At 56.5% G+C, this 24367-nt stretch carries 21 protein-coding genes and 2 pseudogenes; 14 read left to right on the plus strand and 9 right to left on the minus strand.

Features of this window, described 5'->3' with window-relative positions; all coding sequences use genetic code 11:
• Positions 1-103 precede the first annotated feature (103 nt).
• Positions 104-274: pseudogene (locus MOV63_RS13850) on the plus strand (transposase domain-containing protein); the annotation flags it as partial.
• Here MOV63_RS13850 and MOV63_RS13855 read toward each other — a convergent pair.
• The 3 genes from MOV63_RS13855 to MOV63_RS13865 all read right to left on the minus strand — a co-directional run bounded on the left by MOV63_RS13855 (position 262) and on the right by MOV63_RS13865 (position 2236).
• Positions 262-834, minus strand: coding sequence for a caspase family protein (locus MOV63_RS13855; RefSeq protein WP_309500828.1), 573 nt, complete (start codon positions 832-834; stop codon positions 262-264). The pseudogene MOV63_RS13850 and the gene MOV63_RS13855 sit on opposite strands and share 13 nt — an antisense overlap.
• 21 nt (positions 835-855) lie before the next feature.
• Entirely contained in the window at positions 856-1227 is a 372-nt protein-coding gene (locus MOV63_RS13860; RefSeq protein ID WP_247034284.1) for a TIR domain-containing protein, read from the minus strand.
• A 640-nt stretch (positions 1228-1867) separates the two neighbouring features.
• Positions 1868-2236, minus strand: coding sequence for a hypothetical protein (locus tag MOV63_RS13865; protein ID WP_247034285.1), 369 nt, complete (start codon positions 2234-2236; stop codon positions 1868-1870).
• 144 nt (positions 2237-2380) lie between these two features.
• Between MOV63_RS13865 and MOV63_RS13870 the strand changes: the two genes are divergently transcribed.
• The 4 genes from MOV63_RS13870 to MOV63_RS13885 all read left to right on the plus strand — a co-directional run bounded on the left by MOV63_RS13870 (position 2381) and on the right by MOV63_RS13885 (position 7737).
• Entirely contained in the window at positions 2381-3268 is an 888-nt protein-coding gene (locus MOV63_RS13870) for a caspase family protein (protein ID WP_247034287.1), read from the plus strand.
• Positions 3268-4527: a hypothetical protein gene (locus MOV63_RS13875; protein WP_247034289.1), complete on the plus strand. Its 1260-nt coding sequence runs from the start codon at positions 3268-3270 to the stop codon at positions 4525-4527. Before MOV63_RS13870 ends, MOV63_RS13875 begins: the two co-directional genes overlap by 1 nt.
• 10 nt (positions 4528-4537) lie before the next feature.
• Positions 4538-5626 carry a ComEC/Rec2 family competence protein gene (locus MOV63_RS13880; protein ID WP_247034291.1) on the plus strand — a complete coding sequence of 363 codons (1089 nt, stop codon included), beginning with the start codon at positions 4538-4540 and terminating at the stop codon, positions 5624-5626.
• 209 nt (positions 5627-5835) lie between these two features.
• Positions 5836-7737 carry a CHAT domain-containing protein gene (locus MOV63_RS13885; protein WP_247034293.1) on the plus strand — a complete coding sequence of 634 codons (1902 nt, stop codon included), beginning with the start codon at positions 5836-5838 and terminating at the stop codon, positions 7735-7737.
• Here MOV63_RS13885 and MOV63_RS13890 read toward each other — a convergent pair.
• From MOV63_RS13890 to MOV63_RS13900, 3 genes are all read right to left on the minus strand, one after another.
• Positions 7727-10162 (minus strand): S8 family peptidase, encoded by a 2436-nt coding sequence (locus tag MOV63_RS13890; RefSeq protein ID WP_247034295.1) that lies wholly within the window; start codon positions 10160-10162, stop codon positions 7727-7729. The genes MOV63_RS13885 and MOV63_RS13890 overlap by 11 nt on opposite strands.
• 152 nt (positions 10163-10314) lie before the next feature.
• Positions 10315-11301, minus strand: coding sequence for an AAA family ATPase (locus tag MOV63_RS13895; protein ID WP_247034297.1), 987 nt, complete (start codon positions 11299-11301; stop codon positions 10315-10317).
• Positions 11298-11609 carry a helix-turn-helix transcriptional regulator gene (locus MOV63_RS13900; RefSeq protein WP_247034299.1) on the minus strand — a complete coding sequence of 104 codons (312 nt, stop codon included), beginning with the start codon at positions 11607-11609 and terminating at the stop codon, positions 11298-11300. Before MOV63_RS13900 ends, MOV63_RS13895 begins: the two co-directional genes overlap by 4 nt.
• Before the next feature lie 828 nt (positions 11610-12437).
• On the opposite strand from MOV63_RS13900, the gene MOV63_RS13905 reads away from it, so the two are divergent.
• On the plus strand, positions 12438-13223 hold the full coding sequence (locus tag MOV63_RS13905) for an HpcH/HpaI aldolase/citrate lyase family protein (RefSeq protein ID WP_247034300.1): 786 nt from the start codon (positions 12438-12440) through the stop codon (positions 13221-13223).
• A gap of 3 nt (positions 13224-13226) precedes the next feature.
• The gene (locus tag MOV63_RS13910; RefSeq protein WP_247034301.1) at positions 13227-13688 is read left to right on the plus strand and encodes a nuclear transport factor 2 family protein; all 462 of its coding nucleotides are present in this window, start codon (positions 13227-13229) and stop codon (positions 13686-13688) included.
• Positions 13689-13697: 9 nt separating this feature from the next.
• On the opposite strand, the gene MOV63_RS32800 is transcribed toward MOV63_RS13910, so the two are convergent.
• Together MOV63_RS32800 and MOV63_RS32965 are read right to left on the minus strand one after the other, a co-directional pair.
• A complete protein-coding gene (locus tag MOV63_RS32800; RefSeq protein WP_247034302.1) occupies positions 13698-14354 on the minus strand; it encodes an IclR family transcriptional regulator C-terminal domain-containing protein in 657 nt (218 codons plus the stop codon).
• 3 nt (positions 14355-14357) lie between these two features.
• Positions 14358-14636: pseudogene (locus tag MOV63_RS32965) on the minus strand (helix-turn-helix domain-containing protein); the annotation flags it as partial.
• A 186-nt stretch (positions 14637-14822) separates the two neighbouring features.
• On the opposite strand from MOV63_RS32965, the gene MOV63_RS13920 reads away from it, so the two are divergent.
• Complete coding sequence (locus tag MOV63_RS13920) at positions 14823-15806, plus strand: hypothetical protein (RefSeq protein WP_247034303.1); 984 nt, start codon at positions 14823-14825, stop codon at positions 15804-15806.
• A gap of 19 nt (positions 15807-15825) precedes the next feature.
• On the opposite strand, the gene MOV63_RS13925 is transcribed toward MOV63_RS13920, so the two are convergent.
• Positions 15826-16758, minus strand: a complete 933-nt coding sequence (locus tag MOV63_RS13925) for a 3-keto-5-aminohexanoate cleavage protein (protein WP_247034304.1) — start codon at positions 16756-16758, stop codon at positions 15826-15828.
• Positions 16759-17094: 336 nt separating this feature from the next.
• On the opposite strand from MOV63_RS13925, the gene MOV63_RS13930 reads away from it, so the two are divergent.
• From MOV63_RS13930 to MOV63_RS13955, 6 genes are all read left to right on the plus strand, one after another.
• Positions 17095-17847 (plus strand): SDR family oxidoreductase, encoded by a 753-nt coding sequence (locus tag MOV63_RS13930; RefSeq protein WP_247034305.1) that lies wholly within the window; start codon positions 17095-17097, stop codon positions 17845-17847.
• Between the two features lie 141 nt (positions 17848-17988).
• Positions 17989-19230 carry an iron-containing alcohol dehydrogenase gene (locus MOV63_RS13935; RefSeq protein ID WP_247034306.1) on the plus strand — a complete coding sequence of 414 codons (1242 nt, stop codon included), beginning with the start codon at positions 17989-17991 and terminating at the stop codon, positions 19228-19230.
• Positions 19231-19249: 19 nt separating this feature from the next.
• Positions 19250-20728: an NAD-dependent succinate-semialdehyde dehydrogenase gene (locus MOV63_RS13940; protein WP_405029334.1), complete on the plus strand. Its 1479-nt coding sequence runs from the start codon at positions 19250-19252 to the stop codon at positions 20726-20728.
• A gap of 260 nt (positions 20729-20988) precedes the next feature.
• Positions 20989-21981, plus strand: coding sequence for a tripartite tricarboxylate transporter substrate binding protein (locus tag MOV63_RS13945; protein WP_247034307.1), 993 nt, complete (start codon positions 20989-20991; stop codon positions 21979-21981).
• Positions 21982-22072: 91 nt separating this feature from the next.
• A complete protein-coding gene (locus MOV63_RS13950; RefSeq protein WP_247034309.1) occupies positions 22073-22720 on the plus strand; it encodes a tripartite tricarboxylate transporter TctB family protein in 648 nt (215 codons plus the stop codon).
• Positions 22713-24218, plus strand: coding sequence for a tripartite tricarboxylate transporter permease (locus MOV63_RS13955; RefSeq protein ID WP_247034366.1), 1506 nt, complete (start codon positions 22713-22715; stop codon positions 24216-24218). The genes MOV63_RS13950 and MOV63_RS13955 overlap by 8 nt, the downstream gene beginning before the upstream one ends.
• Positions 24219-24367 lie beyond the last annotated feature (149 nt).

Here is a 24367-nt window from a genome sequence, read left to right on the forward strand (position 1 = left end):
TCGTGCTGATGGCTGCCGGTTACCAATACGGTTTGGCCAACCAGGGGGTGGAAGGGATAAGTGACCCTTGCTTCGAACGTCAGAAACCCGGCACCATGAACCCGGCTTGGACGGTGGCGGCCGGACTTGGGCGACCATCGCGACGCTCCTGCAAACGGCAAAGATGAATGCCGTCGATCCGCAAGCTTGGTTGACCCAGACGCTTGAGCGCCTTGCGAATGGATGGACCAGCAGTGAAATCGACGCGCTCATGCCATGGAACTACGCCGCCTGAACGGCCCCGGCTTGTCGCTTACCCTCCAACGCGTCGACCAGCAGATTGGTGAAAACGCCGGGGGCTCCATTGCCACCTTCATACGAATACTGCTTTTCCGACGAGGCGGTCAGAAGTGTCATCCCCTCATCGATTTCGGCAGTGCCTGTGTCGGCCTGATAATTCCCGAGGATGCCGCCGTGGCAACTGTCCAAGATGATGATCTTGTTCTTCGCTTTTGACTTCCGGGCAAAATTCACGACGTCTACGAGTGGGACGCCATCGCTTCCGTCTTGGCAATCGCTAGAACAGAGATAGCCACCAGCACTGTCAATGAGGCCGTGGCCAGCGAAATAGAGTAGGGCGATATCGGGATCGTCATCGAATAATGCCTCGATCGATGACCGAAGCTCCCGACGTGATGCCGAGGCGTATTGGTCTTCACCCAACAGCAATTTTGGTGTTTGAAAATTGATATCGTTGTTGGCGTGCCGACCTAAAACTCCGGCAACTGATCGGGCGTCGTTTACGCACCCCTGCAGCGGGGTAAAGACATCGTAATGGTCGATGCGACGATCAATGCTTTCCTTCGTTCCATGATCTCACAGACCATCGATGAAGGCGCTGATGTTGTCGTCGCTCCACGCGACTGTTGTTATCCCAGCAATGGTCGAGCTATCAGCCGAATATGCCCAGATACCCCGAAGTGGCTTCTGCTCTTCCTTGGCGCACTGGATTTCCCATTTCTGGCCGCTCGACTGGGCCGAATTTTTGCTCACGAGAACAATCACGCCGTGGGACCTCTTGATCCGAGCGCGCACGCGGTCCTTCCAATCCTTGTCGTATGGTTCTTTGACAGACATATCGATAAACTCAAAAGGTGCTCGGGGGTGCAAACTCTGCCCCTTGAGGAAGTCGCGCTGACGCTCATCTTCGATCGCAAACGCAATGAACAGTACCTTCTTCTCAGCCATGAGACCGTCTCCCTCATTCAAAGTTTCTATATTTAGTTGTACTCACTGCCGCTGGTTTTTCCAACCAAATTCCTGTTGCCCCGATTTATGTCCCTCTCGATCTCGAGAAACTCACATCGCTTCCTGCTCGAACAACCTTGGAGTCGAAGATATTTCGCGGAAGCCCAATGGCCGAAGGAGTCCGGCAAAGTCGGCCCCAAAATCAAACCTAAAGCGGGAATATTGGCAGAAGGCCGTGTCTTCATCTAAATTCGAAATGACTCCCCCACAGTGGCCAAGTGTAAAGACCGGACCTGTGCCGTGCTGTTAAATCCGAATTCAAAGCGATCCTTAAGAACCCGCTAAATGAATGATTGCTTGCTCGAAGAACAAAAAGCTGGCTGGGAATGGATGCCGTAGCTAAACCGCTGGGATCAATGGCGAACTTTAAGCCTGCTGTGGCACCTGCTGCATGCCGAGCCTGGGCATTGGCCGATTTCTCTCAGCGCCTCCATGGAGACTTTGGATAGTCGATTTGCGTTTGCGTTGGCTTCCATTTCCGATCCACCCACACGAGCCTGGACAATCGCTTTAGAGATGACGGAGATTCCTACGGCGGAATCTGATTAGCCGGCCGCTCCTAGGGTTGGATAGAGCTACGTCATTCTCCAGGCAGGAGCGTTGCTTCGATCATTTGTGAGCCTTGGGTCGCGACCATCCGCATTTGCAGCATCGCCGTGACAAGGAGACTGAGCTTGTCCCAATAGATGCCGGGCGGCGTCTCAACAAAATGACGACCAACAACGAAATTTGCGTCCTTCTGGTTGCGCGACCCCAATTCGAGTGATTTGCTGCGCAAACACCTCAGAATCGACGTTTGACGAACGCGGATACGATGACTGAAACAAGTTTGATCTTTGATGACGGCGTTAGAGACAGGGCTCGTACCCATGTCTTCATAATTGGGGTGGGTCGTTACGAGTTCGGAGCGGGGCCGAGCGAAAGCGACATCGCGGGTGGCCTTGCTCAATTGACCTCGCCACCAATCTCGGCTCGCGCAGTTGCCGATTGGTTCCAGAACGAATTCCGCAACTCCGCATGCCCTCTCGGAACCGTGACCATTCTCCTCTCAGAGGCAGTTAAAGCTCCGGTCGCAAGGCAGGATGGTAGCCTCGTGGACGTGCCGGAGGCGACGCTCGCGAACATCAAGGCTGCGATGCTCTTATGGCATCCAATCATTCAGTGTCATCCAGACAATATGATCGTCTTCTATTTTTGCGGACACGGCATTTCACTAGGTCAGAAAGCGGCACTTCTTCTCAATGATTTCGGCCACCCCGCCACTCCATATGACGCCGCCATCGAGCTTGATGAATTGACGGGCACGTTGAAAAACGCCATTGCTGTAAAGCAGCTGTTTCTTATCGACTGCTGCCGGTCGAAGGCCGATAACATCTATTCGAACGAAACGCGCGTCGGCTCACGGGTGCTGTCGATGGTTTCGAACGGCAACCACAACGGGGTTCGCCGTCGTCAGTGCGTAATCTTTCCGACGATTGACGGCGAACAAGCGTTCGGTGTCTCGGGCCAGGTCAGCGTTTTTACGACATGCTTCCTGGACGCCGTGCGGTTTGCGGCGTTTGACGACAAAACAGGGCGGTGGGTCAGCACAAGCCTGCTGATTTTGAATGCGATCGACGAGTTAGTGACCTATCGCCTTCCTACCGAAAAGCGCAATAAGGCGGTCCCTACCTCCTTGGACGCGATGGGGTTTGAGTTCAACGAGATTGAGGCTCCCACCAGGACCCGCTCGATTGTAACAATCGACGATCGTGCAACGTGGTCAGAGGCCCGGTTGACGGCGATTGACGTAGGCGGAACAAACAAGCCAGGTCAGACCTTCGATGTGCCGAATAATCATACCTATCGTTGCTGTACGATGGAGCTAGAGTTTGGCGAGTGGGAATTTTCGGGGAAACTTGCGGTTGAGCCTCCCAGCCTTTCGGTCATGAGGCGTTATTTGACGAGGCCGATGATATTCGTCAGGCTTGGAGTTCAATGATGACAGAGCTGATCCTCACCGTTGAGAGCACCCAGCTGGGCGGCGTCGCCCCATCGGGAGCAATCGTTACACTCACTGCGCTCGATTCAGTGCCCGACCAGGTGGACCCCCGCTGGGCCAAGACAGCCGTTGTCGATATCACCTTGAAGGGCCGACCTTCACCCCATCGCTTCGAGATCCCGGTCGACGGATGGTACGGGATCTCAGTTCGATATCCCGGCGGTGTGGAGCAGCGCGATCAACAGATTGTCGGCTCTACGAAGCTCGAGATTGTCGTGGGAGAGCCAAACCGTTTGGCCGGCCCGGATTTAGTGCCCGAATCTACATTCAGAAGCACCCGCTACACGGCATCTAATGGCCGTGGGCGTGGGCCGACGCGTGTCAGCAGAACCTCATCATCTTATTTTCTCCCTCTTCTCAAGCCAACATTTAGGGCTATGGACGACCCTGCGGTGTTGCTCCCGACCCGAGTCGCCAGAAACGAAGTCGTTCGCAGCGTATCTGAAGAAACGTCTCAGATTTTGCTCCCGGATTATTCAGATCTGTTAGCTGTTTATCAATCTCTCCGCGGAGGCAATGACGAAACCAATAGATATCAGCGATGGCTGCTGTCGCTCGGTGATGCGTCAGCAGAGATGATTTCCGTGCCCTGGGCATGGGAAGGGTTGAGTCGCGAGGATCGTTCAGCGTCCATCCTGTTGCGACAAGAAGCCGTCCGAGAAAAGGGGACGTCGCGAACGAGACTCGAGGTCCGCGACCCGAAATGGGCGGGACTTCTTCGGTACGTTTCTTTGGGGCGGATCGACGATGCGGCATTGGTGGCCGCCCAAATCCTGAATAACTACGCCATCGCGCAGCATTACGATGAATGGGAGGAAATCCCGGCGTTGGCGTTACAAGGAAAGGTAAAAGGCCCACTTGTTGCCACTCTGGGCGCAATAATTCTGGTTTCTACAGCGGAATATACATCTGCGCGACGTTGGGACGCGTGGCTTGAGAACCTAGCTAACTGGTTCCCGGGCATACCTGACGGCGCAGCAGTGCTGGGATATCGTTCGCTGCAGCGCGGTGATTTCGAAGGCGCAGCAAGGTGGTTGAAAATTTCGGTAGAGAGGGGACTTCCGTTCTTCTCGGCAACCTTTAGACTGCTATCTGTTGCATTCTCTCAACTAGAAGACGATGACTCTATTCGAGTGATCTCGAAGGCCGTTTCCTCCGTAGATCCCACACAGCCTTTCACCGTTCTTCGGCTTCGATAGGAAGTACAACATGGTTTTTCGGCTTACAATGTTTCCCGCCTTGGACGGAGACTGCCTTTTCTTAACTTGGGGTGAGGGAGGCGGACAAAAACATCTGATCATGGACCTTGGACGCGCGGGCACTTGGAAAAAGGTACGTCCAACGCTCGCCTCTATTGGCGAGGTAGAGCTTTTTGCCATCTCCCATGTCGACGCCGATCACATTGCCGGTGCCATTCCGATGTTGAAAGACGCCACTCCAGCGTTCACGCCTAAGCGGGTCTGGTTTAATGCGTTTCAGCAACTAGAAGGTGCCAACGCTCGCCTCGGCGATCTGGAGGAATTCGGTGCAAGACAAGGGGAGAAGCTTTCCCGCGGCATCGAAAATTTCAAATGGCCCCGGAATGCTGAGTTCGCCAGCAAAATCGTCTCAATCGATAGCCCAGAGGCAAAAGACTGGATTGAATTCGACGGCGGACTGAAGATTTTTTTGATTTCGCCTGATGATCAGTCGCTAGCAGATTTCATCGAGCAGTGGGAAGACGAGCTTGCGAAGGCCAAGATAAGGGTGTTTGATCCGGACGATGACGAAGATCCGGTGGGACCGCTTTTCGAACCCTTTGCGGGCTTGCCGGATGTCACGGCTTTAGCCAAAGCTCAATTTTCTCCGGACACCGCACCTGCTAATCGGACTTCGATTGCGTTCATCGCCGAATTTGGCGGCAAGCGGATCCTGTTCGCGGGCGACTCACACTCGGATGTGCTGGAAAGACGCATCGCCCCGTTGGCCGCAAAGGAAGGGGGGCGTTTGAAGGTCGACCTTTTGAAGGTCGCCCATCACGGCTCCAAAGCAAATACCTCTCCGAAATTTTTCAGCATGATTGACTGCCAGAGGTTCGCGTTCTCGACGGATGGATCGCGCGAACATGGTCACCCCAACTTGGAAACAGTGGCGCGCATCCTCTTCAACGATCCTGAACGGCCGAAACATTTGTATTTCAACTATGAACGGCCTACGTCTTCGATGTGGAAAAGCTCACTATTGGCGGGGAAATGGGGCTATACCGCTCACTTTCCGCAGGGAGACATAGCTGACGGCACGCTCCTCATCGACCTTTAGACGGCGCGACAAGCACGCGGTCATCCCTATAGCGGTCGCACGCTTGGCTAAAAGAACTGTTGTTTTCAGCAAAAACTCTAGCCAGAATTGTAATGGATTTGTTTGGCCGCTACACGGCCACTTTCGAAAGTGAATGCCTCCAGGCCGACCTGAATCGCTGATGACTGCAGCTGGTCAGTGTCGTACGGGGGGAGGCAGAAGATAAGACGATGGCTGATTCAAAGCGAGATACGAGATATGGGCAACCAACGGTGTTTGTACCAGACAGCAGCTGGCTATATCTCGTCGAGGTTATTCAGAGCCGCTTTCCAAATACGCTGATCTCTTTAACCTTTCAATTTGAGCGGGGCCAAGGAAAGCTCGAAGCGGAAGTCGGCTCGGAAAAAGCGAAGGCCGCGCTCGATCAGCTTTTCCGGGAGCACCCATTTGTCGTCTCGCTCGAGTCGTCAATCATCGTCGCCGCCCCTTTTCGATCTGCCCATCAATCGGATCCTACGGACGCTGCCTTCGAGTCGTTTGGGATAAATGCCTCGTCGGCGGGTACCGTTACCGTTGAGCGATTTCCAAGCATCGAAGTCACAGGTGATTTGAAGGTTGGGCAAGCGGTCGTTGCCGTCGTTCGACTAAACGAGGAGGTCGATAGGCTCACGGATGGCGACGCGTCGAGCATCGAGGACGTCCCCGCCGATTGGAGAGTGATCGAAGTCGAGGTTGCGCTTGATGCGGAGCACCTGGAATTCGAAGAAGACGACATGCGCGAAAAGATCGTCATCAGGCGGGATCAGAAATGTAAGCCTGCTTATTTTTATGGGCACGTCGCGGCGAGCGCTGCAAACGCAAAAGGCATACAGATTAACGCTCATTTCTTCTATGAGGGTCGGAAATGTGGCTTTGCGAAACACGTTGTTTCGATTGTGGAAAGCGCTCCCGAAACGGAGCCAGGCGGGAGTAATAGTGAAAGTTCGGCGGCTGCGCTGGGAGCAGTATCCACCCAGCCGGGTCATGGAACGTCGTCGTCACCGGCTAGGTTCAGGGCCGGATTGGACCCTTCGGACTTGGTCATCTCGATAGATAAAGATGATTTTGGGCCTGAGGGGCGGTATCGCTGGTTGAGTTACTCCGGAGCTGTCGGTGGCACGCAAAGAAGGAGGGAGATAGGGTCCATCGATCTAGGCACGTCCGGGCACAATTATGCGCTAGATTTGCTAAGTCGCTCGCGCAATCTCTCGACGGGGGCCCATGCCAGAGCAATCAGAGGTATTGGACAACAGATTTGGGAAGCCGCGCCGCGGCAGTTCAAAGAACACTACCTGTCACTCGTATCAAGTCACGGTGCAAATTTTCCAATCCAGCTTTTCTCTGACGAGGTCAATGTACCTTGGGAAATGATGTGGCCCTCAGATCCTTCGAGTGACCAGGATTTCGATCACCTGTTCATGGGTCATCCTATCGCTCGGTGGCCAGGCTCGTCGAGTCCGATTACCAACTCATTCAAAACTGGAATGATTGCGAGTTTCGTGCCGACTTACGTCAGTCGCCCTCTACCGGCGGCGCAAGCCGAGGGGCTTTGGCTTAAGACTGAGCTTGGCGCGGTCGCACACGAGGCCTCCTACGACCGATTTCTAGATTTTCTCGAGAACCCGCCTGCAAATAGGCACGTACAGATCGTACACTTCGCTGGACATGGTTCTTCCGCCGCTCCCGATAGCCCGGCCAGCATTGAGATGGACGCTCTCAAATCGATTACGGTTGACGAGGTTCGGCAGGGAGCAATCAAGCTCGGAAAGCGAGACCACTCGCTCTTTATCCTGAACGCGTGTGAAGTCGGAACTAGCACGAATGAATTGGGTTTGGCGGACGGCTGGGCTATGGCGCTGATTGGTAATAAGTTTGGAGGCGTGCTCGCGCCGCTTTGGCCAATCGACGACAAAGACTCGAGCCTGATGATCCAAAAAACGCTCGGATGCTTTCTGAAGAGCGGTGAGACTCTCGCTGAATCGCTTCGGCAAGCCAGGGTGTCAGCGAGAACACTTTCTCCGACGCCGTTTTGCTACGTACTCTACGGAGACGTTATGGCGAGAGCCGAAAGTGCGACCGCCTCTACGTCGTGATGGTTGCGATAGGACTCTCAACAAGTGCGGCGACCGGTGCCGCAGCCTTGATGGCTCGATAGATATTGGTGTTTCCTTCGGGGACCTTGATGGAAACGATCAGTGAAAACCGGACGCTTCTCTGATATCGACCACTCTGACGAATATCGCTCCACCACCCTTTTATCGGTGCGACAGAAATCCCCTGCCTGTCAGCCAAACGGTAAGCAGGTCCCCTCCATATATCCTGGATCAAGTTCCCTGCTGTGGCCAGACGTCTCCCCGTAATCCAGCCGTCATCAGCGCCGCTTGCTGTCTCGTCGTCTTCACCGAGCTGGTTGAGACGTAGCTGGGCTCGTGCGTCAGTCTCGCCAAACCGACGCACATCGAATTTGAGACGGTGCGACTGATATCGGTCGTAACGGTTGCGGGCGATTGCATGAGGATCGGGTTCGACGAAGTACGATAAAGTGCATTTCATTTCCACTTCCGTCTGGTTAAGTCGGCGAAGGTCCGCAGTTGGCCAAGGCGGGATAAAGTATTTCATCTCCTTCAGTTTAACGTTGTTACCGTCTCCGAGTTCGTATGGCTGAAGCTCATCCTCGATGATCATAGTGGTTGCGTTTTCAGTGCTCGCAAACAGTCGCTGTTCGTTCGGTACACCCCATCCATATCGTCCGAGTAGTGCGCTCCAAGAGTCAGTCGTAGAGCCGGATTGCTCCAGTATCGTGCGCTGCCGCAGCATGGCAGGTGTCCATTCTGAGCTGTGCACGATCAGACCGCGGACGGTTTCGGGTCTAAGTTTCGGATAACGCGCCATAACCTTCGCCGCCAAGCCCGCCGCGGCAGCCGTTGCGGCGCTTGTTTGGCCTGTCATAGCCAGTGGATTCGAAGGTACCGACCGGGACGTCGTCAGAACAAGGTTCCGGGGCGACACCTTTGAAAAAACCCCACCAGCGTCAATCTCGAAATTTCCACCCTCCATAACGATGTCCGGTTTCTTGACGACCCGAGTTTCCCACTCTTGTGAGGTTCTCGACGTCGGCGAAAGATCCCCAACGGGTGCGACCAGGGAAGCGCGTCCATTTCCCATCATGGTCATGGCACCTACTGACAGGGCGTTGAGAGCTTGGGCAGGCGATTGCACGCCGTATTGTCGATTTCTTTCGATATAATCGGCGATTTGATATGGCTCATCTTCGGAATGGTCGACGTTGCCGACAGCCACGCAGAAGAGGCGTCCTCGCCTACCGTCCTTGTAAGCCAGCAGGTCTAGCGCAGCGGATGTTGAAGATGGACGGCCGTCCGATGGCTCGTCAGGCGCGGTTTGAGCGAGACAGAAAACGCGAGGAGCCTTACTACCCTCAGCCAGAGCGACAGCTTTCTGGATCGCCTCATGTGCAGGAAGATCAATGCCACCGAGCGGTGCTGCAACTACAACAGACTCCAGCGACGTCTCTAAATTTATTTGAGATCTGCCATTAGGATCGATCTTGTCGAGGTCGCCGAAAAGTGCAACCCCCGCCATTTTCGTGCCATGGCCAGCATGGTCGGTGACGGACCAGTCGTCGCTGACGCTGTAGCACCGAGCGCGGGGCAAAGAGCTTGATAAGAGAATGTTGCTAGAGTTCACGCCAGTGTCCAGGATAGTGACGCGTGGCGCTCCAGCTTTCGCCGGAACGACCTTGGCAGCGAGTGCACCTGCTATCGACCGATCCCGGTTATGACTGACTTCCACATAGTCGGACAGAAATGATGAGGCACCTCGCAACTCGACGACAGCCCCGCTTATCCTTACTAGTTCTTGCATATCCTCTGGCGTTGCACGAATGTTACGGACGGCCGTTTCAACGAAGCGCGTGGCGCTATCCTCAATCTCGATCTCAAAATGCTCAGCAGTCTTGTGTAAGGCATCCTCATATTCGAGCCGGGTCCAAACCTCCCACTCCGTTTCGCCCCTCTTTCGCGGGAAACGCTCTGCACTGTCGGTCCAAAAGTCGCGTAGTGTTGCGGGCCGGATCGATGCTGCGCTCTCAAAGAGCTTGAAATTACGTGGTCTGTTGCCCGCACCGTCGTCGTCGAACAAGTTTTCAAATTCGTCGTCGTCGTTCGACCAATTCTGATACTTCTCAATTGCTCCAAGTAGAGACTTGGCACTGCTGCGCGAGATAAAAAAGCTTGCGGTTTCTGATCGAATAGGTTCGTTTTCGGGAAACGAACCGGCTGATGATTGGAAATTAAGGAGCCTCAAGCCTCTGGTCGTGGAACGAGCGCCAGGACTTACAAAGAGCGGCATCTCTGCCCGGCTGTCCATGGCAATGACCATGCCACGCTGTTTTTCGTCTATCTTCAGTCGAGCTTGCTCTCTCGTCAGCTCTGGAAGGCGCGAGACGGCTTGCTGAAGATCTCCGCGGAGTTTTTGTCCATGAGCCTGCCTGTCAGGCACTCGCTCAGGCTCCTTAGAACTCCCGCCTCCGTATGCTCGGAATTCTTCAGAAGCGACACCAAGATTTCGGAGATGTAAGTGGGGGTATAAGGCCATGACAACCATCGATTCTCTATACAACAAAGAGATGCGACAGCAGTGTTCATGTCAACTCAAAGTGCGTCGTTATGCAGAGCTTTCCGGTCGCGCAATGCTCGTTTCAAGATCTCAGAGTTCATGTCTCCGTTATGATCCAAAACTGAGTCGCGCGCCGCGTCGTCTGCCACGGATACTAGGTCCGCTTGGCTCAATCCGATCATCTCACTTTCAAGCAGTTCCCACTCGACGACGGACAGGTCAAACTGACCTAAGTGGTTGGTGATTACCTGGCGTCCTTCATCAGGAGTGGGCTTCAAATAGGAGAAAGCTGCGTGGAAGCGCCTGAAGATGGCTGGGTCTAACAGTGTCCGATGATTGGTCGCGGCGATGATGACGCTTCCGGATTTATCGTCTTCCAGAAACTGGAGAAACGAGTTGAGCATACGCCTTGCTTCACCAATATCATTGTCGGCATCTCGGCGAGAAGCGAGTGCGTCGACTTCATCGAAAAAGTAGACGCCTCGGGTGGTGCGCATGGCGTCGAATACCAAGCGCATCTTTGCGGCGGTCTCGCCCATGAATTTCGTGATGACACCGTCGAGAAGGATCGTGAACAACGGTAGGCCAAGATCCCCCGCTATCGCGGCAGCCGTCATACCTTTACCAGTGCCAGGCGGCCCTGAAAAAAGGAACTTACGACGGGGGGAAAGACCCTTTGCGTCAAGTAAGTGGCGAGCCTTGTGTTCTCGGACAACGCCGTGGATACGTCGGCCGAGATCAGCATTGAGAACGAGGTCCGAAAGCTTGGTCTCTGGATAGATAGCCCGTACCAAGCCAGCAAGTTCGCCCCGGGGGGATATCATGGGAACCGGCTCTAAACGCCGCTTTTCAAGGCTATCGCGGCGAATGTTCTCGACCATCCCCCGGATCTCGCCAGCAACTTTTATTTTTCCAGATTTACCTGCGTCATCTGCAATGTTCTCTGCTATCGCCAGAAACCGCTCGCTGTCTCCTGCGATGTGACTCTGTATCATTTCGATCACATGCTTTGCAGCGGTCATGGTTTTCTCCTAGCGGCTTTCACCTGCACCCCATCTAAGGCAAATTCAAGTGCCGCTTTGATCTGCGTCGCCGAGTTCAAGAAATCTTGCAATAAACGCAACGCTACATCATGGTCGCCTTGTACGCGCTCAGGCGTTGGTTTCCGAATAAATGAGTACGCCGCTCTCATCATTACTGGTGAGAACGCACCGGCACGCATTGAGCGGCTCAGTGAAGACGGATGTACCCCCATCATCTTCGCTGCCTCAGCGGCTGAAATGTTGAGTTCGTTTCGTCGCTGTTCGATGGCCTCACACAGTGAGGCCACTGGCAATCTTTTTGGTCTACCTCTCATATTGCATAAATTGCATAAATTAGAAAAAATGCAACTGGTTTTGTGAGGCGGTGGCCGGATCTTCAGGGGTCCTAGCGGCTGCCGCCTGTGGGCTACGAAAAGGGAAATCTATCAGCCGCTTCGCCCATCTAACCAACAGTACAGCGGTTCGTATCCTTTCAAGGCGCACAACAACTTCTGCCGCTCCCGTAGCATAAGATGGTTTTCGAGTTCTACGGTAATAAATGAAGCGGCTATTTTCATGGAGGTGCCTCAATGCCGTTTAGCGACCCCTCAGCCGCTTTGGAAGCCTGAAAACCTGCCTTGCGCCATCAATGCGGCGGGCGCTTCGCTTTGGTCATGAGAAGTTGGCAAATATCGTTTTGCCATGGACGAGCAGGCATTCAAACTCTGGGGGCTTGTCAAAGTGGCTAGGTAAAATTCGAGGACATTTCAGGTCATATCCACCCGGCCGACAGCAGATAAGTTGTCTATCAGACGGCCTGAGAGCATGCTGATTTCGACGCTGGGACGTCAAGGCGATGCCGAAGCCATGCGACAAAGCAGAGGCCATCAGAAAGCCCAGGGCGCAGTTTGCACCGCCACCCTGTGACCTTCTACGTGCGACCCACATCCCATGCTTCAGCCAGCGGAAGCTGCATAATTGTTGATCGCTACCGTCCAGGCGTTGGGTCCGGAGACAATGGGTACACCGGCAAGTGATCCCGCCAAGCCAATTATTTTCGCATGCTGAAACCTTTGAGAACGGTGCGCTCGGCTCTCTTCCGTCCCTGATAGCTGACGCATATCGGGAGAAGAATTATGACCAGACCTCGCCATTCATACCGCCAGTTTGCGTCTCGCCTAAGAGGTAAAGAGCCGCTTACCGGCACTTTCATCAAAACGCCGACAGGGCATGCGACTGAGATCCTTGGCCTTCTCGGGTTTGATTTCGTAGTTTTCGATATGGAACACGCGGGGATCGGCGTCGGGGCTCTCGACCAGATGCTCGTTTCGGCGCGCGCGGCGGAGGTGGCCTCGATTGTCCGCATTGCCGAGGCTAGCTCGTCAAAAATTTTGACGGCGCTTGACCTCGGCGCGAATGGCATTCTTGTGCCTCATATCCGCACGGCCGAAGAGGCTTCAAGGATCGTCGCCGCATGCCGCTACACGGGTGGAGTACGCGGTTTTGCCAACACGACGAGGGCGGGCGACTACGGCTTGGTGGGCTACGAAGCTCATATGAGCCAACAGGATAACGAGGTCGTCTGTCTTGCGATGATCGAAGACTTGGAGGCCATCGGGGTCATCGATGACATCGTTTCTGTTCACGGGCTTGACGGCATTTTCATCGGACGCGGAGATCTCACTGCTGCGCTCGGCGGGAAGGCTATCGACGATCCCACTACAACAGATGTGGTGATCACCATCGCCCATGCGGCCAAGCGACGGGGTATGCCCGTCATCACGATTTGCCTGGACGGAGCCGACGCGGGGTCCATGACCGACCTCGGCGTAACCGCAGTCATGATCAGCTCGGATCAGGGCTTCCTGATCAAAGGCGCACGCGCCGCCCTCGATTCACTTGATGCTTTCATGAAAGGATAGCCGATGTACATCGATACAGACCGGATCAACCTGACCCAGCAGTTGCACTGCTTGCTGGTGGATTACTGGCACGATGTCGATACCAACTGGGGAGAAAACGCTCCCGACTATTACACCCAGGAAGGCCTTTTCGAGGGGCCGGCCGCATCGTATGTCGGCCGTGATAAAATTCGGGCTTTCTACGCCTGGAGGAAGACTCGCGGCGCCCGAACCGTCGTGCACTCCGTACAAAATTTCCAAGCTTTTTTTGATGGCGGCCCCGACAAGGCGAATTGCCACTGGATCCTCATGCTCTACGCAGCCGATGGAAAGCCGGTGCTGCCGACGCACCCGCCCATTCAAATCGCCTATATGACCGACCAGCTGGTGAAGACGGAAGAGGGCTGGAAAGTCACCTATCGGAAGTTCGACATATGGTTTGAAGGCGGCACGCCTGCGACCAATCCGGTTCTCGACGACAAGTGACGCTTTCCTCTACAGAGTGACTGCGTATTCCCGGCGTACCGAGGCGTCCAGGCGCGGGCGGTGGCTGATGAATTCAAGCGCATGTTCGATATTGAGCCGCGTTTCCATCAGAGGGTCAAGGATAGATCGCTTGACCTCTCTTTTGGACACCGACGCGGTGAAAAAACTGACGGACATTACCGCCGCAACCCCACCGTCTTCCAGAATAGGCACACCGAACGTCGTCATCCGTGCCGGCTCCGTACGCGGATCCCGAACCGCGTATCCGAGCGCTCGAACCCGCTCGAGATGCTTGCGGAAAACTGTTTCCTCGGTTGGACCAAATGCGTCTCCCAGCCGGCTGCGCATGAGCTCGATGTGACCCTCGCGTTCATCGTCGCCGCAGAAGGCCATATAGGCCCGGCCCATCGCCGATTTAAACAGGTCCGGCCGCATGCCCAAAACCGTGTTGGTGTGAACAACCGGGCTGATCGTTCCGGTCCAGTATAGGATTTCGATCGCGTCGCCATCGATCATTCCAAGTCCTATGGGCCATTTGATCTGCCTTGTCAGTCCGATCGACAGAGGCCGGGCGATCTCGATAACCCGCGATATGCCGCTGTAACCGGCGGATAGGTCGGCGACGTTTTGGGTGACGCGGTATCCACCGCACATGTTGTCGCGCACGACGTAACCTTCATGCATGAGGGTCTCAAGCAGCCGGACGATCGTCGGCCTCGGTATTCCCGTCTCCCCATGAATTGCGTTCACAGTGGCAATCGACCTGGAATTCACGACCTTGAGAACATGCAGAGCGCGGCAGACCGCATTGACCGGCGGATATGATCGATCGAGCGGATTAGTATGACCGCGTCTCGAATTCGTTCGGCAATGTGTGACAGTCGATGAACTGCGGGAAATGATGTCGGCAAGCTCTTCTATCTCGGCATGGGTGGCAATGACATCCATAGTTTTTCCTCCCCGCAGCTATTCCCGTCGCGCCTCAAATGCGGGATTGAAGCGATCCTCTTGGCGATCTTACAACTCTGTCCCATCCAAAGAGAAATGAGAAGAGCCCCGGCTGGATCAATTTCGATAGCAGAAATCCGGCGGGAAGCGGGTGTCTCCAGGATTGCCGCCCCATCATGATCGACAATGGTGAAGACTACCAGAAACCAATGTTTGCCAAGAGCATGGAGAAAAACCGAAATGACCGGTATCTCACGAAGAGCAGCCTCAAAGTTTGTGTTCCCGAACGAAGCGCCGCAGGTTGTCAGCGAAGACGGACGAGCCAGAACCTGGATTGTTCGCGGTGGAAATTTCGCCATCTGCGTTTCGGAAGTAGGGGAAGGCGCGGCACTGCCGCGAAGTGACAATCCCGAGGAGTACATGGTCATCCTCCCGCCTCAATCGGCATCGGTCACCATCGTGGCCGGTGGCGAAGCGATCAAGGCCGAACCGGATTCCTTGACCATCGTGCCACCGGGCGCAAGCCAGATCACTGCCCGCAGTTCAGGCAAAATCGTCCGGATTTTCTCCAAGGCCGCGACGGACATCATGGCGCTGGCGGCAAACGGCAGTGTCTATGCCGATGGAGCGCCGGAGCTGGCGCCTGTCGATCTCTGGCCGGAACCGAACGGTGGTTACAGGCTCCGGCATTATCCTCTGGCCCAACACCTCGATCCGAACGGCGACCGGATCCAGCCGCGATGCTTCCGGTCCACTAACATGATGGTTAACCTGTTCGGCAGCTTCTTCACACGCCGGGAAACGAATTCGCTCAGCCCGCATTGGCACGATGATTTCGAGCAGGCCTCGCTCTGCCTTGACGGCCGCTGGGTCCACCACATCCGATACAACTGGGGTGCAGATCTTGCGGGCTGGATACCTGACGATCATTCGGAGATCGATACTCCCTCGGTCATCATCATCCCGGCATGGGCTATCCATACCAGCCGTGATGTCGGGGAAGATGGGCCGGAAAGCTCGCTTTTCGACATCTTTTGCCCGCCTCGAATGGATTTTGCCTCAAAACCGGGTTTTGTTCTGAACGAGGCCGATTATCCGCTTCCCGTGCTGGAAAGCGAGCAGCGCACCAAGACGGGTGGTACGCTGCTCGGTTGGCAGAAGGCAAATTAGTCGGCCAGCGACCGATGGTTTAGAAGCTGACGCGATCGGCACCCTTGAGGGCGAGTATTTCGCGCGCTTCATCGGGGGATGCCACTTCGAAACCGATCGATTCCACCAACTGCCGGGCAAGGCGGACCTGCTCGGCATTCGACCTCGCCAACCGGCCCGGCCCGATCCAAAGCGAGTCTTCCAGTCCGACCCTGAGATTGCCTCCCAAGAGGATGGACTGGAGGGCGATCGCCATCTGGTGGCGGCCGGCGCCCAGCACGGACCAGCGATAGCTGTCGCCGAACAGCCTGTCGGCAGTCCGCTTCATATGCATCACGTCCTCCGGATGCGCTCCAATTCCCCCAAGCAGGCCGAAAACGCTCTGGATAAAGAACGGTGGCTTTACCAGGCCGCGATCGACGAAATGTGCGCAGGTATAGAGATGCCCGATATCGTAACATTCGATCTCGAACCGCGTGCCGTTCTCAGCGCATGTTGTGAGTATTCTTTCTATATCCGCGAAGGTGTTCTTGAAAACGCGGTCGCGTGATCCTTCCAGATAAGGTCTTTCCCAGTCATGCGCCAACGCGTTGAAGCGCGCCAGCATTGGATAAAGTCCGAAGTTCATCGAGCCCATATTCAAGGAGGCGACTTCCGGCTTGAAGGTCGCGACCGGTAGCAGGCGTTGCTCGATCGTCATCGTCGAGGACCCGCCGGTGGTGATGTTGAGCACGGCACCCGACCTTTGCTTGATGACCGGAAGAATTTGAGAAAACAGTTCCGCCGATTGATCCGGCTCGCCGGTTGCCGGATTTCTGGCATGAAGGTGGATGATTGCCGCTCCCGCATCGGCGGCCTCGATGGCGGCGTCGGCTATCTCCTGGGGAGTAACCGGCAGATGGGGTGACATCGACGGTGTGTGGATTGAGCCGGTGACGGCGCAGGTAATGATGACCTTGCGTTGTTTGTTCATTCGACAGCCTCTGGAATCACGTTCCGCATCAAGTATCTTGGCGCAACGAGATGAGAGGCCAAACGCTTGATCGTTTCGCGCGCTAACCATATGAATTTCGGGTGCCGAAACAGGCTCGATATCTTGTCGAGCGAAGCTCCACGCCGTTGCGGATGGGGTCAAGCAGCTCACGTTAGAGCTTCCCGGAGTGTCTTTCGAACAGTAGCTTAATTTCGAAGGCCGAAATCCAATAAGTGGCGGATTGGTGAATTTCGGACAACGGCTACGATTGTCATGACAAATCATCGGTAGGGCGCTTTTTGCGACCTCACCTTATCAATTGAGACAAGAGGCTCCATGACGGAAGTTGTTATCGTAACGGGCGCCAGCAGCGGCATTGGGGCGTCGACAGCCCGGCTGCTAGGTGCCGCGAAAGCCAATGTCGTTGTTAATTACAACACGTCAAAAAAACTGGCCGACGAGGTCGTTGCCGAGGTCAAGGCCCTTGGGGGCAATGCGATCGCGGTCGGCGCCAATATGGGTTTGGAAGCGGATATCGTACGGTTGTTTGAGGAAACCGACAAGGCATTCGGCCCCCTGACGGGTCTCGTCAACAATGCCGGCGTAAACGGACCACGACACCGTTCGGCGGACAACTACGACTTCCAGGAAGCGATGGACATTTTCGCGGTCAACACGGTCGGCGTGCTCATCGCCTGCCGGGAAGCAGTCAAACGTATGTCGACCAAGCATGGCGGCAAGGGTGGCAGCATCGTGAATATCTCGTCCATTGGAGCCCTGACGGGCTCGCCAGGCCGCTTCATCCACTACGCCGGCTCCAAGGCTGCCGTCGATACGATGACCAAGGGACTTGCAGTGGAGGTCGCGCGCGATGGTATCAGGATCAATGCTCTCAGGCCGGGCATGATTGACACTCCCATTCACGCCAAGGCCGGGCAAGCCGACCGGGTGAAGGAATTCGCTGCCAACAATCCCTTGGGGCGTGCCGGTTTGCCCGAGGAAGTCGCCGAGGCGATCGTCTGGCTGCTTTCGCAAAAGGCCTCGCTGGTCACGGGCGCCATCTTGGATGTCATGGGCGCACAGCGCTAGGTTGCGTATCGTCACGCGGCGGCGGCATTTCAATCGACTGCAGCGGGACTTGTTTCGTCTGCGGGAACGCTGCGGAAACCGTCGAAAACCCGTTGGATACAGGCCAACTGCGGCTCGGCTGCGGAAATTGAGGAAATCTAAGTGACATTGTTCGGAACTTTGCGCACCTCGCGCAATCTCGTCATCGGTATCGGCCAGCGCCATGCCCTTGCTGGTTACGCTGCGGCCCTTGGCCGTAGAGCTCTTGTCGTTACCGATGAACGACTTGGCGCCGACCCGGAATTCATCCGCCTTGTCGACTCGCTGAAACAGGCCGGTCTCGGTACGAAGGTTTTTGACGGCACGATCGCCGAACTTCCGGTGGAATGCATCGCCAAGGCTGTCGAGGCGGGGAGGGCGGTCGGCGCCGATCTCGTGATCGGCATCGGCGGCGGGAGCTGCCTGGATGCCGCGAAAGTGGCCGCGCTCCTTCTGAGCCATGGCGGCAAGGCATCAGACTATTACGGTGAGTTCAAGGTTCCCGCGCCGGTCCTGCCGCTCATTCTGATGCCGACCACGTCCGGCACCGGCTCGGAAGTCACTCCTGTCGCCGTCGTCACCGATCCCGACCGGGCGGTGAAGATCGGCATCGCAAGCCCGCATATCATCAGCCATACTGCGATCTGCGATCCGGAACTCACCTGGTCGTGCCCGCCCGGCCTGACCGCCGTTTCCGGTGCCGATGCGCTGACGCATGCGATCGAGGCCTTCACGACGCTTCGACGCCACCCGACGGGTGAGATCGTCCACGAACATGTCTTCCTCGGCAAGAACGCATTGAGCGATAACTATGCGCTGCTGGCAATTTCTCACATCGTTTCCGGCTTGAAGCGTGCCTATGACGACGGCAGCGATATTGAAGCTCGCGAACGGCTGATGCTCGGCGCCACCGCTGCTGGCCTCGCTTTCGGGACGGCCGGAACTGCTGCCGCCCATGCGGTGCAATATCCGATCGGCGCGATGACCCATACACCGCACGGCGCCGGCGTCGCCGTGATGATGCCCTATGTGATGGAGTTCAACCGCGCCCATTGCGAGCCGGAACTCGTTGAAATCGGGCATGCGATGGGCCTCGATCTTAAGGGCATGACGAGCTTCGAGCAGGCAAGCGCCACGATCGACGCGGTCGATGCGCTTTTTGCCTCGGTCGGTATCCCGAAGACGATTGCCGATCTGGGTGTCGTTGCCTCGCAACTGCCGCTAGTCGCCGAACAGGCGATGGGCAGTGCGCGCCTCATCAAGAACAACCCGCGCCCGATCGAACTCGACACTATGGCGATCTTGGTCAATGCCGCCTTTTCAGGCGATCGGGCGAGCCTGCGTGCCGCCTCCACCACCCGCTGACGAACGGAAGACCAGCCAGATGACTATTATGCAGAAGATCACCTCCGCCCTCAGCTTCAACATCAATTCAGTCCCGACCGATCTCTTCATCGGTGGCAAATGGCGCAACGGCTCCACCGGCAAGCGCATCAACGTACTTGATCCCTCGACAGGCACGCCGATTGTCGCGGTCGCGGATGCGAGCATAGACGATGCGATGGAGGCGGTGAACGCCGCCCACAAGGCCGCCCCGGCCTGGGCCGCGACCCCGCCGCGCAAACGTTCCGAAATCCTGCGCCGCTGTTTCGAATTGATGATAGAGCATAAGGATATGCTCGCCGAACTGATCAGCCTCGAAAACGGCAAGGCGCTGAGCGACGCTCAGGGCGAGGTAGCCTATGCCGCCGAATTCTTCCGCTGGTTTTCGGAAGAGGCCGTTCGATTGAACGGCGAGATCTATACGGCGCCGTCGGGCGCCAACAGGATCGTTGTCCAGCATCAGCCGATCGGCATCGCGGTTCTGGTGACCCCCTGGAACTTTCCGGCCGCGATGGCGACGCGCAAGATCGGCCCGGCACTTGCCGCCGGCTGCACCTGCGTGCTGAAGCCCGCCACCGAAACACCGCTGACTGCCTACGCGCTCGCTGCCCTATATGCCGAGGCCGGCGTTCCGGATGGTGTGATCAACGTCATCACCACCAGCCGCTCAGGCGTTGTCGTCAGCGCCATGCTGCATGATCCGCGGGTGCGCAAACTGTCCTTCACCGGCTCGACCGAGGTCGGCCGCAAGCTGTTGCACGAGGCGGCCGATACGATCATTTCCTGCTCAATGGAGCTCGGCGGCAACGCCCCGTTCATCGTGTTCGACGATGCCGATCTGGATGCGGCGATTGAAGGCGCCATGGTCGCCAAGATGCGCAACGGCGGCGAGGCCTGCACCGCCGCCAACCGTTTCTACGTCCAAACAGGTATCGCCGCCGCCTTCTCGAGGAAACTTGCTGAACGGATGGGCGCGATGAAGGTTGGCCCAGGTTATGACAAGGCGACCCAATGCGGCCCGCTGATCAACCAGAGCGCCGTCGACCGCATCACCGGCCTGGTCGACGACGCGGTCAGCCGTGGCGCAAATGTGTTGACGGGCGGCCAGCCTCTGCAGCAGGACGGGTTTTATTTCCCGCCAACGGTGATCAGCAACGTCGCGAAGGATGCGACGATAACCGGCGAGGAAATCTTCGGGCCGATCGCCGCCCTCTCGACCTTCGAAACGGAGGACGAGGTCATCCAGGCTGCCAATGACACCGAATACGGCCTGATCGCTTATGTCTATTCGAAGGACCTTGCTCGGGGCCTCCGCGTCTCCGAGCGCTTGGAAAGCGGTATGATCGGTCTCAATCGCGGTCTCGCATCGGATCCGGCGGCTCCGTTCGGCGGCGTCAAGCAAAGCGGGCTCGGCCGGGAAGGAGCCCATCACGGCATTTTGGAGTTCTGCGAGACCAAGTACATCGCTGTCACCTGGTGATCCAACCGGGTCACAGCGCGCCGTTTCGGCATTCGGGGTTCAGCGGTTCCTGCATGCGGCTATCTACCTGAGACGTAGAGCTAAAGCCCTTTCGCGGCCGTGATCGATTTCACTGTCCGAAACTCGCCAGGACCCCAATATGTTATATCCGCACTTCTTTTAATCTAATGTCGGCTGTGGGCGGTGGGAGCTATCGCCTTCAGCCGAAGACAAAACAAGCAATGTGCTTGTTGGCACGCAATTTTCGGGAGGGATTGCACATGAACAGACAAAAGATCAAGAACGGCCTCGGTTGGTTGTCCATGGCGGCAATCGCGGCAGTCGCGGCCTCTACCTTAGGACCGGCGAGTGTCGGCGCACAGAACTATCCGAACAAGCCGATCAACGCGATCGTGCCGTTTGCGGCCGGTGGCGGAGCGGATACGCAGACACGCATCTGGAGCGACGCCATGGCGTCGATCCTCGGGCAGCGCATCGTCATCGAAAACGTTCCGGCTGCAGCCGGCGTGCCCGGAACCAAGCAGGGAATCGCCGCCGACCCCGACGGTTACTCCGTTGTCATGGGGGTGGCCTCAACGATTGCGATCAATCCTGTTACCAACAAGGCCGCGAACTATAATGCCCTGGAGGATCTGAAGGCGGTCGCGATCCTCGGCTACACCCCCTATGTGATGGTCGTCGCCAATAACCTTAATATCAAGACGTTTCCGGAACTGTTGAATTATGCGAAGGCCAATTCAGACAAGGTGACATACGCGAGCTGGACGAGCGTTGGAGATTTCGCGCGCAAGGGTCTTGAGCTCCGTGCCGGCCTCACGATGACGTCGGTTCCCTATAAAGGCGGTCCCGATGCGATCAATGACATCATTGCCGGGCGGGTCTCGGCGACCATTCTCGATATTGGCACGGCGATGCCGTTCATCAAGGCAGGCAGTGTGACGCCGATTGCCATGACCGGTCCCGACAAGTCTCCTGCACTTCCGAATGTGCAATCGATCACCGAAGCCGGTGTGAAGAACTACTTCATCGATTCCTGGACTGCACTGTTTGTTCCGAAAGATACGCCTCAAGCGATCGTCGAGACGCTGAATTCCAAGACGCGCCAGGCTTTGAGCACCAAGAACGTCAAGGATCGCTATGCCGAACTGGCGATCCAGCAGCTCGATTACGATGCCGGTGAGACGAAGGCGTTCATGGAACGGCAGGTCAAAGGCTGGAAGACCCTGATCGAAGACACCAAGAACGTGAAATAATCGGTCCGCCTGGCCCCTGATGAATGCGCCCGTCACGATCGGTAGGTCCTGACGGGCCGATATTCTGCCAACGCGTCTCACGGAGACAACGGTGATAATTGATCCATCAGAGCAGCAACTGTCCCATGCCGTGCCGCGCTATGCGCGTGTCGATGTGATCGGCGGAGTATTGCTGATGATGTTCGCCTTCCTGATCTGGTACGGGGCGATCGAGCTCGAGTTCGGCACCATCGCCGATATCAAGTCTGGCGCGCTTCCAAAGATACTGTCTGTCGCCCTGGTTCTTGCCGGAATTGGCGTCTTTCTCGAAGGGTTGTTTCAGTCTCCGGAAAGCAGTGAACGCCTGGAAATCGCCGTACGGCCCGCCGCGCTGATCATCTTTTCTATAGGGGTATTCGGCTTCTTCATCCGCGGCGGCAAGTTCGGGTTGGTGTCTACGCCGCAATTCGGCTTGCTGGTCGTCGGTCCTCTGACCATCTTCATCGCTGGCTGCGCCGCGGATAGATTGCGCCTGAAAAGCTTGCTGATACTGGCTTTCGGCCTGACGTCGGCACTGCTTCTGATATTCGTGGACGTTCTTTCCGTGAACATTCCCGTTTATCCAAAAGCAGTCGGCGATTTGCTGAACTCGCATCTTGGAGAATATCTCGCGCTACGTGCCGGCTACATCGCCTACGCGATTGCCGCGCTCGGCCTATACGTCATCCTCTACATGTTGCCGGAGCGGAACCGTGGCTGACCTCTTCCATAATCTGTATCTCGGCTTTTCCGTCATCCTGTCGTTCGAAAACGTGCTGCTGTGCTTTGTCGGGTGTTTTGTCGGCACGCTGATCGGGGTGTTGCCGGGTATCGGGCCGCTTGCGACGATCGCGATCCTGATGCCGATTACCTATAATACCGAGCCGGTCGGTGCGCTCATCATGCTAGCGGGCATCTATTACGGCTCACAATACGGCGGCTCTACGACAGCGATCCTTGTGAACATGCCGGGCGAATCCTCCTCGATCGTCACCGCGCTCGATGGCCATGCGATGGCCCGGCAGGGAAAAGCCGGTAAAGCACTTGGCATCGCGGCCATCGGTTCATTCGCCGCCGGGACTCTTGCGACGCTCGTCATCGCGGCCACCGCCATTCCGCTTTCCGAGTTGGCGCTCAGCCTGACGGCCGGCAACTATTTTGCACTCATGCTGTTGGGGCTAAGCCTTGCCATCGTTCTTGCCGGCGGCTCGTTGCTCAAGGCGATCAGCATGCTCATCATCGGCGTGGTAATGGCATTGGTGGGCGCGGACCAAGTCACCGGCGAGCCTCGACTGACCTTTGGGACCGACCTCCTCTACAACGGGTTTGACATCGCCATCGTCTCCATGGGTCTGTTCGGCATTGCCGAAATCTTTCGCAATCTCGAAGCACGCGAGCAGCAGCCGGTCATCGGCAATGTCATCGGAAATTTGCTTCCGAACCGCCAGGACATGCGCGATGCCTCAGGCGCCATCGCCCGGGGATCCGTGCTTGGAGCGCTGATCGGCATCATTCCCGGAAATGGTGCAACGCTCTCGACATTTGCGTCCTACGCACTGGAAAAACGGATCTCACGCCATCCCGAACGGTTCGGAAAAGGCGCGATCCAAGGCGTTGCAGGCCCCGAATCCGCCAACAATGCCGCAGCCCAGACAACCTTTGTCCCCTTGCTCACGCTCGGACTTCCCTCAACGGCAACGATGGCGCTCGTCGGAGGCGCCATGACGCTGCACGGTGTTATTCCCGGCCCGCAGGTCATTGCCAAGCATCCCGATCTCTTCTGGGGCGTCATAACCTCGATGTGGGTCGGCAATCTCATGCTAGTGATCATCAACCTGCCATTGATCGGCATCTGGGTGAAGTTTCTCAAGGTGCCGTATCATCTGCTGTTCCCGATGATCGTGCTGTTCTGCTGTGTCGGCATCTACTCGGTCAATGCCCGGCCATCCGACGTGCTGCAGGTCGCTGTGTTTGGCGTCGTCGGTTACTTGCTCTCGAAACTCAGATTTGAGGCAGCGCCCTTGCTGCTCGGGTTGGTACTCGGCGGAATGCTGGAAGATAACCTGCATAGAGGTCTGATACTCAGCCACGGCTCGGTCGCCACATTCGTAGGCGAGCCGCTCACGCTCGCGATCTTGACTGTCACCGTATTGGTCCTGGGCTCGGCACTGCTTCCGGCAATCAGAAGAAGGCGTGCTTATCTAGCGGAGGACGAGTAAGTCTAACTTGTGCCGGTGGCGTAACGGCCTCCAGCTGAGCAGTGGTGGACGCTGGTGGTCGGGTAGATGTCGCCCCCTACACGAGGAGACATAGGGGAGCGCCGGTTCGATTCCGGTCGAGACCGCCTGCTCTCGCTGAGCGCGTCCTT

Origin of the sequence: Neorhizobium sp. SHOUNA12A (assembly GCF_023006505.1) — a bacterium.
Classification (GTDB): Bacteria; Pseudomonadota; Alphaproteobacteria; order Rhizobiales; family Rhizobiaceae; genus Neorhizobium.